This is a genomic window from Agromyces zhanjiangensis (assembly GCF_040496055.1).
Lineage (GTDB): Bacteria > Actinomycetota > Actinomycetes > Actinomycetales > Microbacteriaceae > Agromyces > Agromyces zhanjiangensis.
The window spans coordinates 377,527-389,418 of record NZ_JBEPKB010000003.1; the positions used below are offsets into that span (position 1 = coordinate 377,527).

Sequence of the window (11,892 nt, forward strand, 5' to 3'; positions counted from 1 at the left end):
GACGGCCGAGGTCGCGGGCGGGCCGCGCGGGCCGCTCAGCCGAGCGGTTCGGTCGTGGCGGTCGCGGAGCGGAAGTGCCGGTCGAGCGCGCGCGTCCAGCGGTTGGCGGGGAGGTCGGGCCGGATCGCGGCGAGCCCGGTGGCGTACTTCGAGACGCGCATCGGCCGATGCCCCGCGGACCAGAGCAGTCGATCGACGGCGCCGGCCTGCGAGCCGGACTTCGTCTCGACGATCGCCGACCCGGGCGTGCGGAGCACGCGGCCGAACCGGCCGTCGACGCCGCGGTCGATCCAGGCGAGGTCGACGTCGATCGTGGCGCGGCTCGCGGGCCGGCCGGGCTCGGCCGGAAGCAGGAGCGTGGCCCGCCGGTACGAGGTCGTGAGCACGGGGTCGAGGCGTGCCCGGCCGAGTTCGCCGATGCCGGCCTCGGCGAGCACCTCGTCGGCGTACGCGCGGGCCTCGCCGGAGAGCGCGTCGGTGGACGCCGGGTCGACCGCGATGCGGTCCTTCACCGTGAGCGCCCGGCCGCCGCGGGTCTTCACCTCGAGGAAGCTCGCCTCGGACTCGACGTAGGAGCGCGTGCGGATCTTGAATCGCCGCCGGCGGGCGTGCGCCGCGAGGCGGAAGCTCGTGAGCTCGGGGGTGTCGAAGTAGACCGACTCGTACGCGCTCGCCCGGGTGCCGTCGAGGTCGAGCACGCGGACCCCACCGGGGAGCAGCGCGAGGATCCCCGGCAGCGCCCCGATCGGCAGCATGTACTTGCGGTCGATGCGGGTCTGCAGCTCGGCCTCGGCGTTCAGCCCGCCGAGGTCGATGCCCTCCACCGAGTCGAGCAGGGCCAGCGGCGCGGGGGTGGCGGATGCCGCGTGCCGCGCGCTCATCGTCCCGCTCCCTCGAACTGCACCGCGCCGTCGAACCGCGTCGCGGGGGCGCCGGTCGCGACCGTCGCCACGGGGGCATCGGTCCCGAGGGGACGCGCGCGGCGCTGCGCCGGGGCATCCGCCCGGTTCGACCTCGGCGCGTCGAAGCGCACTGTCACGGTCGTGGAGTCGTTGACGAGGTCGAGCTCGTCGACGCGCGCCGAGCGGATCCGAGCGCCGAGCAGGGCGCCGAGGTGGTCGTGCAGCTCGCGCTCGTCGGGGAACGCGCGGTCGAGCACGAGCACCTGCTGGCGCGAACGACGGAACAGCCCCGGGTGGTCGCCCACGGCGAGCACCGCGAGCACGAGGGCCATGAGGCCGACGGTCAGCCAGCCGAAGCTCGACCCCAGCCCGCCGAGGAGCCCGATCGCGAGCGCCGCGAAGTAGTACGCGACCTCGTGCTGCTCGATCTCGCTCGACCGCAGCCGGATGATCGACAGCACGCCGAACAGCCCCAGCCCGAGCCCGGCGCCGATCGTGCTCGATCCGAGCACGAGCGACACCGCGAGCACCCCGACGTTCACGGTGAGGTACGCGACGACGAGGTCGCGCCGCCGGTGGCGGGGGAAGTAGAGGGCGAAGGTGAGCAGGGCGACGGCGACGAGGTCGGCGACGATGAGGAGGGTCTGGTCCATGTGGGGGCTCCGAATGTGTGTTGGGAGTACCCATGAAGCCGGATGCCCCGTTCAGGACCCTGTGGCGATCCGATGACGTTCCTATGAGCGTCGTGCGGGTCGCCTGAGCGCGCCGCGCACTCGGGTGCGCGGTGGCGCGACGCTACTCGGCCAGGCCCTCCGCGAGCAGCTCGAGCGTGCGCACGCGGCCGGGCGACGCGTCGACCGGCTCATCGGCACGCGCACCCGCGATCGGCGCGACCATGACCTCGTCGATGCCGTGGCGTTCGGCGAGGGTGCGCACGGCGGATGCCGCGGTGTCCGCGCCGCCGATCACCCACCGGGTGCGCATGCGCGCGATCACGTCCTCGGCGTCGGAGTCGCGCGGCGCGGCCTGCGCCTCCTCGACGGTCTCGAGCGGGCGCATCGGCCGATTGAGGCGCAGCCGTGCCATCGCGCGCAGCTGCGGCAGCGCGCGCGCCTCGGCGTCGTCGGCCGTCTCGGCGACGACGGCGTTCAGCGTGAGGATCGTCTGCGGCGACGGATGACGCTCGCTCGGCCGGTAGCCGGAGCGGTACAGCTCGAGCGCCTGCTCGAGGCCCTCGCCCGAGAAGTGGTTCGCGAAGACGTACGGCAGGCCCAGCTCGGCCGCCAGCTTCGCCGAGTAGTCGGAGCTGCCGAGCAGCCACAGCTCGGGCACCGCGCTTGCCGCGGGCGTCGCCTGGATCGGGTACTCGCGCCCGCTCGTCAGGCGCAGCGTCGCACCGTCGGGCGAGAGCAGGCTGAGGATGTCGGCGACATGGTCGGGGAAGCGGTCGACGTCGGCGGTCGGCCCGCTCACGCGCAGGAGCTGGGTGATCACCGGGTCGCTGCCCGGCGCGCGCCCGATGCCGAGGTCGATGCGGCCCGGCGCGAGCGCCTCCAGCGCGGCGAACTGCTCGGCCACGACGAGGGGGGCGTGGTTCGGCAGCATCACGCCTCCCGACCCGACGCGGATGCGCTCGGTCCGCGCGGCGGTCGCCGCGATGAGCACGGGCGGCGTGGTCGATGCGACCGAGGGCATGTTGTGGTGCTCGGCGAACCAGTAGCGCGTGTAGCCGAGCCGGTCGGCGGCCTGCGCGAGGCCGACGGACGCGGCGACGGCCTCCGCCGAGGACTGCCCGCTCCGGACGGGGATGAGATCGAGGACCGAGAGGCGTGGCGAGGGAGGCATCCCAAGCTGCAACCGCCCACGCGGGTGGGCTATTCCGGGCGGCTGCGAGCGGGACCCTGCTGCGACGGATGCTCGGGATAACCCTGAGCGGATCGGCGGGATCCTCCTGATCCTCGGGGGCCGCCCGCCGCATTGGATGGAACTCGCGTCGTGAGCGCCCCCGGTGATCCGGGCGGCCGTCGGACCTGGCCGTGAACGGCCGCCGCCCGGCCCGCGACCCATCACCCCGTGAAAGGACCACCAGTGAACCCGCTCGCCTCCGACACCGTCGCGGCCGACACCGCGGCGGCCACCGAGACCCCCGCCCCCGCCATGTCGCTCCGCGAATCGTTCGCGCTGCTCGCCGAGCGCCTCGACGGGCGCCTCTCCCTTCCGGGCGAGGCCGGCTACGACACCGACCGCCTCGCGTGGAACCTCGCCGTCGACCAGCGTCCCGCCGCGGTCGTCGTCGCGGCATCCGTCGCCGACGTCGCCCGCACCGTCCGCGCCGCGCGCGAGCTCGGGCTCGCCGTCGCGCCGCAGGCCACCGGCCACAACGCCGGACCGCTCGTCGAGGGCGGCGGGCTCGCCGACGCCATCCTCCTCCGCACGCACGAGCTGCGCGCGGTCGAGGTCCGCCCGACGCAGCGCATCGCACGCGTCGAACCGGGCGTGCTCTGGGGCGACGTCGTCGCCGCGACCGCGCCGCACGGCCTCGCCGCGCTCGCCGGCTCCTCGCACGACGTCGGCGTGGTCGGCTACACGCTCGGCGGCGGCGTCTCGTTCCTCGGCCGTGCGCACGGCCTCGCCGCCAACCACGTCACTGCCGTCGAGCTCGTCACCGCCGACGGCGAGTTCCGTCGGGTCGACGCGCAGCACGACCCCGAGCTGTTCTGGGCCGTGCGCGGCGGCGGCGGCGACTTCGGCGTCGTGACCGCGCTCGAGTTCGGCCTGTTCGAGATCGACCGGGTCGTCGCCGGCGCGCTGTTCTTCCCGATCGAGCGCACTGAGGAGGTGCTGCAGGCGTGGGCCGAGTGGACCCGCTCGGTGCCCGACACGGTCACGTCGGTCGGTCGCGTGCTGCGGTTCCCGCCGATGCCGGAGCTGCCGCCGTTCCTCTCCGGTCAGTCGTTCGTCCTCGTCGAGGCCGTCGTCCAGGAGTCGCCCGATCGCGCCGACGCCCTGCTCGCCCCGATGCGGGCGCTCGGCCCCGCGATGGACTCCGTGCACCCGCAGGCACCCTCCGAACTGCTGCAGCTGCACATGGACCCGCCCGGCCCGACCCCCGGGCACGGCGACGGCATGATGCTCGCCGACCTTCCGGCCGACGCGATCCGCGCGTTCGTCGCCGCCGTCGGTCCCGACGCCGACACCGCGCTGCTCTCGGCCGAGATCCGGCACCTCGGCGGGGCGTTCGCGCCGTCGGCCGCCCTGGAGGTCGCCGCCGATCGCGGGCTGCCGATCCCCGGCGCCGTCGGCGGCCTCGAGGCCGAGTACCTCGTCTACGGAGTCGGCGTCTCGGTGCCCGAGTCGCACGAGGCCGTCGTCGCCTCGCTCGGACGGCTGCTCTCGCGCATCGAGCCGTGGCGCGCGCCCGTCGAGTACCTGAACTTCATCGAGCGGCAGACGACGGGTTCGCGGTTCTTCGGCGACGACGGCCGGCTGGCGCGGCTGCGCGCGATCAAGCATGCGGTCGACCCCACCGGGGTCATCCGCTCGAACCACCCCGTCGGCCGCTGACACGGCGACGGCAACGGGCCCGGCGTTCGCGCCGGGCCCGTTCCGCACCCCGCACATCCGGTGGGGGACGAATGGGTCTGTCGCTTCCGCGTCGAGGTTCCTAGGCTGGGGACACGCGACGACGATGTCGCCGGACCTGGGGGAGGGACGTATGACGGTTCACCACGAACTGCCCACCACGACCGATTTCTCGACGCTGGCGGGCGAGCACCATCCCGCGATCACGATCTACGCGGCCACGTCGCCGGTGGTCAGCGAACGCGAGCGCGCCGAGGTCGCCGTGAAGAGCGCCTTCGACGAGGCCATCGACCGCATCCGCGCCGACGGGGCCGAAGCGGGTGAGGTCGACGCGCTCAAGGCCGAGCGAGATGCCGTGATCGCCGACCGGACGCTCTGGGCGGGCCTCTCCCGCTCGCTCGCGGTCTTCGTCGCCCCGGGGTTCACCGACGTCTACGTCCTGCCGAACCGTCTCGACGACGCCGTCCACGTGGGCTCGCACTTCGCGCTCGGGCAGCTGCTCCGGGCTCCCAGCCAGGACCAGGAGGCCTTCGCGGTCACGCTCTCCTCGAACGAGTGGGCGCTCTGGCACGCGCTCCCCACCGCCCGCGCCGAGCAGATGCCGCTCGACCCGGAGCTGCCGCGCAACCTCGACGACGCCGCCAACCGCGAGGCAGGCGAGGGCCTGCGACGCCGGGGCGGCGGTCACGGAGACCGCGGCACGAACGAGGGCGATCGCCGCCCCGAGATCCACGACATCTACGCCAAGCGCGTCGCCGACGCCGTCTGGCACGAACTGCAGGAGCACGACGCCGACGCGAAGGTGCCGCTGTTCGTCTTCGCGGCCGAGCCGCTGCTCAGCTCGTTCCTCGACCGCGCCCACAACGGCCGGCGGGTGGTCGGCGTCCAGGGCGGCCCCGACCGGCTGGGCGCCGCCGAGATCGACGGCGCGCTGCGCCAGCAGCTCGCCCAACTCAACGTGAACGAGGCGAAGGCCGCGCTCAGCGGGCTCGCCGACGGCAGTGCCGGGCGAGTCGAGCGCGACCTCGCGGCGATCGGTCGACTCGCGGCCGACGGCGCCGTCGAGCGGCTCTGGTTCGACTTCACCACGTCGGTGAACGGCACGCTCGACCACGAGTCGGGTGCCATCGAGTTCGCCACGGACCACGGCAGCGGCGAGACCCTCTCCGACGGCCGGCACGCCGGTGACCTCCTGCCCCAGCTCGCGATGCTCGTCATCGCGCGCGGCGGCAAGGTCGTCACGGTGCGCGGCGACGACCTCGAGAACGCGGTGTGGACCGGGCCCGCCATGGCGGAGCTGCGGTTCGCCCTCGCCTGATCCGTGCCGAGGCGCCGGTCGCGACGGCCGGCGCCACGGCCGACCCGGTCGTCAGACGGCGACGGCGAGCCCCGGCGCGAACCCGGAGAACCGGTCGCGCATGGCGCCGAGCACACGCTGCGCGGCATCCGTCATCGCGTGCGCGGCCACCGGAACCGCGCGACCCGCCATGCCGGCGCGCCGGCGCGCGGTCGCCCGCGCCCCGGCACCGAACGAGTCGTCGGCCTCCAGCACGGGCAGCACGACCGCGGGCTGGCACTCCAGGTGCACCTCGACCTCGTGCGTGCGCTCGTCCTCGATGATCGCCTCGAACGGCACGCGGACCGCACGGAAGCGACCCCGACGACGCGGCTGGGCCGACTTCAGGTCGACGGCGAGGCGGCCGGCCGGCGTGCCGATGAACGGCGGGCGCCCGGCGGCGACGACGTCGACGTGCCACAGTTCGCTGGGGCAGGTCGCGACACCCGAGAGGTGGATGACGCGGACGCCGCCGCTCGTGACCGCGACGGCGGACAGCTCGTCGACGAGGACGTGCGCGTGGTCGATCGTGTGGGCCATGTTCGCTGACGCTACGGATGCCACCGACCGACGACATCAGTGCTGACGCTGAGATCGCGACCGTAGGCTGGCCCGATGCGATTCGGATTCTTCGTGCCCCAGGGCTGGCGCCACGATCTCGTCGGCATCGAGCCGGCCGACCACTGGTCGACGATGCACGGCCTCGCCGCGTTCGCCGACCGCGAGGACTCGCCGTGGGAGTCGATCTGGGTCTACGACCACTTCCACACCGTCCCCGTGCCGAGCGAGACGGAGGCCACGCACGAGGCGTGGTCGCTGATGTCCGCGTACGCGGCGTCGACCTCGCGGGTCCGGATCGGCCAGATGTGCACGTGCATGGCCTACCGGAACCCGGCGTACCTGGCGAAGGTCGCCGCCACCGTCGACGTCATCTCGGGCGGGCGCCTCGAGATGGGTATCGGCGCCGGATGGTACGAGCACGAGTGGCGCGCCTACGGGTACGGATTCCCGCACGCGCCCGAGCGGCTCCGCATGCTGCGCGAGGGCGTCGAGATCATGCACCAGGCGTGGACCACGGGCCGGGCCACGCTCGACGGGGAGTTCTACACGGTCGACGACGCGATCGTGCAGCCGCAGCCGTTGCAGGAGGGCGGCGTGCCCATGTGGGTCGCCGGAGGCGGCGAGAAGGTGACGCTGAAGATCGCGGCGCAGTACGCCGCGTACACGAACTTCTACGGCAGCCCCGAGGAGTTCAGCCACAAGAGCGAGGTGCTGCGCGGGCACGCCGAGCGACTCGGACGCGACTTCGGTTCGATCGTGCGCAGCGCGAACTTCAACACCGTCATCGGCGACGACGAGGCCGATGTCGAACGCCGCCTCCAGGCCGTCGAGGCCCGCGTGGCCGGCTCGGCCGGCCCGAAGGCGGCGGCGAAGTTCATCCACGACTTCCGCTCCGATGCGGCCATCGCGGTCGGCACGCCCGAGCAGGTCGTGGAGAAGCTCCTCGACATGCGCGAGCGCGGCCTCGGCTACGCCATCCACTACTTCCCGGAGGCGGCGTACGACCGCTCGGGCATGGAGCTCTACGAGCGCGAGGTCATGCCCGCGCTCGCCTGAGCTCAGGCGGCGGGGCCGGAGGCGACGGCGTCGAGCTTCGCGCCGAGCTCGGCGTCGGTGGGCTCGGTGAAGTGGGTGCCGTCGGGGAACACGACGACGGGGATGTTCGTGCGGCCCGAGATCGCCTTCGCGCGGTCGGCGCCGTCGGCGACGACCATGAGGTCGACGTACTCGTAGTCGACGCCGCGGCGGTCGAGCAGCGCCTTCGAGCGGCGGCAGTCGCCGCACCACTCGGCGCCGTACATCGTGATGCGGGCAGCAGGGTTCGGGTCGGTCATGGGGGAGGTCATGCGAATAACGTACGTGGGTATCCTGTGCGGTATTCCCAGCGTGGGACCGGATGCCCCGGAGGGGGGTTCCGGCACGGCCCCCTCGGTGCGAGGCTCGGAGCCATGCAGTTCGAGACCACCATGTGGCAGACCGGCAACAACACCGGGATCGAGGTGCCGGCCGAGGTCGTCGAGGCGCTCGGCGGGGGTCGCCGTGCACCCGTCGTCGTGATCGTCAACGGCTACCGGTACCGCAGCACGCTCGCCGTGATGGGCAGTCGCCACCTGATCCCCTTCAGCTCCGACAAGCGGGCCGCGACAGGGATCTCGGGAGGCGACCCGATCTCGGTCGAGCTCGAGCTCGACACCGAACCTCGCACGGTCGAGCCGCCCGAAGACCTCGCAGCGGCGCTCGACTCGACGCCGGGTGCGCGCGAGGCGTTCGACCGGCTCGCACCCAGCCACAGGAAGGCCCACGTGACCGCGATCGTGGACGCGAAGACGCCCGAGACCCGGGCGCGCCGCATCGCGAAGGCCGTCGAGAAGCTCGTCAGCGGGTGACGGGGTTCATCAACCGACCGGCTCGCGCTCCCACGCCGGCAGCTCGACGCCGACGAGTCGCGCGAACGCACTGAGCTGCGCCACGCCCTGCGGCGTGCGCGGCAGCGCGTCGAGGAGGCCCGGCGAGTGGATGAGGTAGGCGGCGACCTGCGCGCGCGAGATCGCGACGTTCAACCGGTTCTTGAGCAGGAGGAACTCGACGCCGCGCGGCGCCGCGGCCGCCGATGACGCCGCGAGCGAGACGATCGCGACCGCGGCCTCCTGGCCCTGGAACTTGTCGACCGTGCCGACGGGGACCGCGGTGAAGCCCGCCCGGTCGAGCGCGTCGCGCACGACCGCGAGCTGGGCGTTGTACGGCGTCACCACGATGACGTCGCCCTGCTCGAGCGGTCTGGGGGTCGCGGGGACGGGTTCGCCGTCGCCGTGCGCGATGCCGGTGAAGGCACGCCCGAGCAGCGACCCGACGATGCGGACGACCTCGGCGGCCTCCTCCGCCGACTCCGTCGTGTTGCCCTCGTGCGCGATCGGCACGGGCGTCAGGCCCGGCTCCACGCCGTCGATCCCGCGGAGCGCCGCGGACGGGTGCGACGCGAGTTCGCCCTCGTACGACAGCTCCGAGACGGAGGACGCGAGCGCCGGGTGCATGCGCCGGCTCTCGGCGAGGAAGTACCCGAACTCGGGCGGCAGCACGTCATGGCCGTCGGCGACCCAGCCGAGTGCGGACATGTCGACGGGCTCGGGGTGCGTCCCCTGGCTCACCTGCGGCAACTGCTGGGGGTCGCCGAGGAGGAGCAGGCGCCGCGCCGCGACCGAGGCCGCGATGGTGGAGGCGAGCGAGAACTGCCCGGCCTCGTCGACGACGAGCACGTCGAGCGCGCGACGGCCGACCCGGTCGGCGTTGGCGAAGTCCCACGCGGTGCCGCCGACGACGAACCCCCGGTCGCGGTTCGCGGCGATGAACGCGGCCATGCCGTCCTTCTCGATCGCCGTCCACCCGCGAGCAGTGTCGTCGCCCCGCTCCTTCGGCGCCTTCGCGATGCGTCGCGGGTCGAGCCCTGCGGCCACGACGGCGTCGAGCAGGTGCTCGACGACGGCGTGCGACTGGGCCACGACGCCGACCTTCCAGCCGTGGTGACCGACGAGGCGAGCGATGACGTGCGCCGCGACGTAGGTCTTGCCGGTGCCGGGAGGGCCCTGCACGGCGAGGTAGGAGTCGTCGAGGTCGCCGAGCGAGCGGACCACCGCGCCGACGTACTCGTGGTCGGGCAGGGGCGCGAGCGCGCCCGTCCGCGTGCGCGGCGGGATGCGGCGGAGCAGGTCGACGGCGGCGTCCTTCGGCCACGCGGGCTGCCGGTCGACGATCGGGCGGGCCCACTCCGCGATCGCGGCCTTCTGCCGGCCGGCGGGCGGCGGGTTGCCGGGCACCAGCGCGAACGGCAGGTCGCGCCAGGTCTCGTCGACGGTCGAGCGCTCCTCGATGCGGACGCCGTCGGCCGTCGCCTCGAGGACGGTCGCCTTCGCCCAGGCGCGGGAACCCGGCCGCCGCGAGAACGACGGGAACGGCGCCGGCCAGTCGTAGAGCAGGTACAGCTCGGACCCTGTGCTGAACCGCGAACCGGGGGCGATACGACCGCGGAGCAGCAGCTCGCGGCGGTCGAACTGCTGGCGGCCCTCGCGGTACCAGTCGTGCAGCACGATGGTGCGCGCCGGGTCGACGACGAGCACGTCGCGATGGTCCTCCCACGCCTCGAGCGGCTGCTCGACTCGGAAGAAGTGACCCCACCAGAACGTCTTGAGCTCGCGCTCGTGGTAGTCGATCGCGGCGGCCGCGAGGGCGAGCGCCGAGCGGTCGGGGTCGTCGCGGCGCTCGTCGGCGATGCCGGCGAGGGCGGACAGCTCGGTCGCGAGCGGGCTCGCCGCATACTGCTTGACCGTCGGCTCGGCGAGCAGGAGCGCCGGCACCGCCGCCACCCCGTGCGTGCGGGCGAGGCCGAGCAGCCAGTCGCGCAGGCGCAGCGTCGAGACGCAGTCGTACTCGTTGTACTCGGCGAGGTCGTCGAGCACGAGCTGCGCGGCTTCCGCATCGCCGGTCGCCGCGAGCTCGCGGGCGCGCACGTACTCGAGGATCGAGTCGCCGCCCGACTTCACGTCGGCCTCGCGCAGCCGCTCGCCCATGTAGAGGGGCTCGAGCTTCTTGATCGAGTAGGACCGGCTGCCGACCCGCACCGCGCGCTTGACGATCGGGTAGAGGTCGACGAGCACGCCGTCGGCGAGCAATTGGTCGACCTCGGCCTCGCCGACGCCGTGGCGTGCCGCGATCGAGGTGAGGTGCGTGCGCTCGTAGCTCGCGTAGTGGTAGATGTGCAGGTTCGGGTGGCGCGATCGGCGCTCCTTCACGAACGCGAGGAACCGCACGAGCGCCTCGCGCTCCTCCGCGAAGCCGTGCGCCCAGATCGGCGTGAACCGCTCGTCGACGTCGATCATGCCGAAGAGGTAGTCGAGCCCCCACTCGGTGGCCGCGCCTTCGGTGTAGAGCGGGTCGCCCTCGAAGTCGAAGAACAGGTCGCCCGCGTCGGGCTCGGGGATCGCCGCGAGCGCGCCCGGCTCGCGCACCTCGACCGGCGGCGGCAGCGGCGGGTCGTCGGGCGAGTGCTCGCCGGATGCCTCGGCCGCGAGCGCCTCGGCCTCGGCGACGAGCTGCAGCCGCGCCTGCACGCGCAGGCCTTCGAGCGTCGCTTCGAGCACGCCGTCGACCGGCCCGGTGGACGCCGCGAGCTCGTCGATCGTCGTGATGCCCGCGGCGTGGAAGTGGGCGCGCTGCGTGATGCGGAGTCCGGCGACGAGCAGCAGGTCGCGGTTCGCCTGCACCTCGAGGTCGCAGGTCGGGCATCGCCCGTCGAGCGCGTAGCGCGGGTCGCCCCACTCGACCGGCCCGTCGGCGGCGATGCGTTCGTCGACGATCTGCCGGAGCCGCTCGCGCCGGAGGAGGAACACGGGCTCGATGTCCTCCAGACGGTGCGAGCTCGTCGTGCCGTCGCCGAGCAGCAGCTCGACCGCGTCGGCCCGCGGCACGCCGATGCGGTCGAGCTGCGCGGCGTATGCCGCGAGCTGCAGCAGCGCCGTCACACGCGCCCGCCGCGCGAGCTTCGAGTCCTGGACGAGGTAGCGGCCGTCTGGCTGCCGGACGATGAAGTCGGCGAAGCCGACGAACCCGTCGTCGACGAACGTCGCCTGGAAGACGACGGGAGCACCCGACTCGAACGCGTCACGGGTGGCCGCGACCGCGGCCTCGAGCTGCGCCGGATCGCGGAGGTCGGGCCGTTCGATCTCGACGACGCCGTCGCCGAACTCGGCGCGATAGCGGTCGAGGACGCGCAGCTCGTGCGCGTCGCCCATGCGCCCGGCTCGCTCGAGCATGGCATCGGCGACGGGCTCGAAGAGGGTCTCGCGCCCGAGCTTCACGTCGAGTTCGCGCAGGAAGGCGAACTCGCAGTCGGACGCCTTCTTGAGGTCGCTCGCGCTCGTGACCACCGTGCCGTCGGCCAGGTACATCGGGCTCCCTCCGCCGCTTCGATCGAGACCACCGTAGCCGCGGCATCCGACATCACGGCGGGTGACGGGCTTC

General features: G+C 73.4%; 10 protein-coding genes. 4 read left to right on the forward strand and 6 right to left on the reverse strand.

Annotation, left to right across the window (positions count from 1 at the left end; genetic code table 11):
- Window positions 1–35: 35 nt before the first annotated feature.
- From ABME02_RS08070 to ABME02_RS08080, 3 genes are all read right to left on the reverse strand, one after another.
- Window positions 36–881 carry a polyphosphate polymerase domain-containing protein gene (locus ABME02_RS08070; protein ID WP_353814763.1) on the reverse strand — a complete coding sequence of 282 codons (846 nt, stop codon included), beginning with the start codon at window positions 879–881 and terminating at the stop codon, window positions 36–38.
- Complete coding sequence (locus tag ABME02_RS08075) at window positions 878–1,555, reverse strand: DUF4956 domain-containing protein (protein ID WP_353814764.1); 678 nt, start codon at window positions 1,553–1,555, stop codon at window positions 878–880. The genes ABME02_RS08070 and ABME02_RS08075 overlap by 4 nt, the downstream gene beginning before the upstream one ends.
- A 142-nt stretch (window positions 1,556–1,697) precedes the next feature.
- Complete coding sequence (locus tag ABME02_RS08080; protein WP_353814765.1) at window positions 1,698–2,747, reverse strand: LLM class flavin-dependent oxidoreductase; 1,050 nt, start codon at window positions 2,745–2,747, stop codon at window positions 1,698–1,700.
- A gap of 243 nt (window positions 2,748–2,990) precedes the next feature.
- Between ABME02_RS08080 and ABME02_RS08085 the strand changes: the two genes are divergently transcribed.
- Together ABME02_RS08085 and ABME02_RS08090 are read left to right on the forward strand one after the other, a co-directional pair.
- Window positions 2,991–4,466 (forward strand): FAD-binding oxidoreductase, encoded by a 1,476-nt coding sequence (locus ABME02_RS08085; RefSeq protein ID WP_353814766.1) that lies wholly within the window; start codon window positions 2,991–2,993, stop codon window positions 4,464–4,466.
- A gap of 151 nt (window positions 4,467–4,617) precedes the next feature.
- Window positions 4,618–5,802, forward strand: coding sequence for a baeRF3 domain-containing protein (locus tag ABME02_RS08090; protein WP_353814767.1), 1,185 nt, complete (start codon window positions 4,618–4,620; stop codon window positions 5,800–5,802).
- Between the two features lie 51 nt (window positions 5,803–5,853).
- On the opposite strand, the gene ABME02_RS08095 is transcribed toward ABME02_RS08090, so the two are convergent.
- Window positions 5,854–6,360, reverse strand: coding sequence for a hypothetical protein (locus ABME02_RS08095; RefSeq protein ID WP_353814768.1), 507 nt, complete (start codon window positions 6,358–6,360; stop codon window positions 5,854–5,856).
- A gap of 75 nt (window positions 6,361–6,435) precedes the next feature.
- On the opposite strand from ABME02_RS08095, the gene ABME02_RS08100 reads away from it, so the two are divergent.
- Complete coding sequence (locus ABME02_RS08100; RefSeq protein ID WP_353814769.1) at window positions 6,436–7,437, forward strand: LLM class F420-dependent oxidoreductase; 1,002 nt, start codon at window positions 6,436–6,438, stop codon at window positions 7,435–7,437.
- 2 nt (window positions 7,438–7,439) lie between these two features.
- Here the strand turns inward: ABME02_RS08100 and ABME02_RS08105 are convergent, their stop codons facing one another.
- Entirely contained in the window at window positions 7,440–7,727 is a 288-nt protein-coding gene (locus ABME02_RS08105; protein ID WP_353814770.1) for a glutaredoxin family protein, read from the reverse strand.
- A gap of 102 nt (window positions 7,728–7,829) precedes the next feature.
- On the opposite strand from ABME02_RS08105, the gene ABME02_RS08110 reads away from it, so the two are divergent.
- Window positions 7,830–8,267, forward strand: coding sequence for a YdeI/OmpD-associated family protein (locus ABME02_RS08110; protein ID WP_353814771.1), 438 nt, complete (start codon window positions 7,830–7,832; stop codon window positions 8,265–8,267).
- A 9-nt stretch (window positions 8,268–8,276) separates the two neighbouring features.
- Here ABME02_RS08110 and ABME02_RS08115 read toward each other — a convergent pair whose 3' ends face one another.
- On the reverse strand, window positions 8,277–11,819 hold the full coding sequence (locus ABME02_RS08115; RefSeq protein WP_353814772.1) for a TM0106 family RecB-like putative nuclease: 3,543 nt from the start codon (window positions 11,817–11,819) through the stop codon (window positions 8,277–8,279).
- Window positions 11,820–11,892: the final 73 nt, after the last annotated feature.

Bases quoted from the DNA above. Each gene is read 5' to 3' on its own strand.
- ABME02_RS08090 (WP_353814767.1), top strand. From the start codon at position 4,618: ATGACGGTTCACCACGAACTGCCCACCACGACCGATTTCTCGACGCTG.
- ABME02_RS08110 (WP_353814771.1), top strand. From the start codon at position 7,830: ATGCAGTTCGAGACCACCATGTGGCAGACCGGCAACAACACCGGGATC.
- ABME02_RS08100 (WP_353814769.1), top strand. From the start codon at position 6,436: ATGCGATTCGGATTCTTCGTGCCCCAGGGCTGGCGCCACGATCTCGTC.
- ABME02_RS08095 (WP_353814768.1), bottom strand. From the start codon at position 6,360: ATGGCCCACACGATCGACCACGCGCACGTCCTCGTCGACGAGCTGTCC.
- ABME02_RS08115 (WP_353814772.1), bottom strand. From the start codon at position 11,819: ATGTACCTGGCCGACGGCACGGTGGTCACGAGCGCGAGCGACCTCAAG.
- ABME02_RS08105 (WP_353814770.1), bottom strand. From the start codon at position 7,727: ATGACCTCCCCCATGACCGACCCGAACCCTGCTGCCCGCATCACGATG.
- ABME02_RS08080 (WP_353814765.1), bottom strand. From the start codon at position 2,747: ATGCCTCCCTCGCCACGCCTCTCGGTCCTCGATCTCATCCCCGTCCGG.
- ABME02_RS08070 (WP_353814763.1), bottom strand. From the start codon at position 881: ATGAGCGCGCGGCACGCGGCATCCGCCACCCCCGCGCCGCTGGCCCTG.
- ABME02_RS08075 (WP_353814764.1), bottom strand. From the start codon at position 1,555: ATGGACCAGACCCTCCTCATCGTCGCCGACCTCGTCGCCGTCGCCCTG.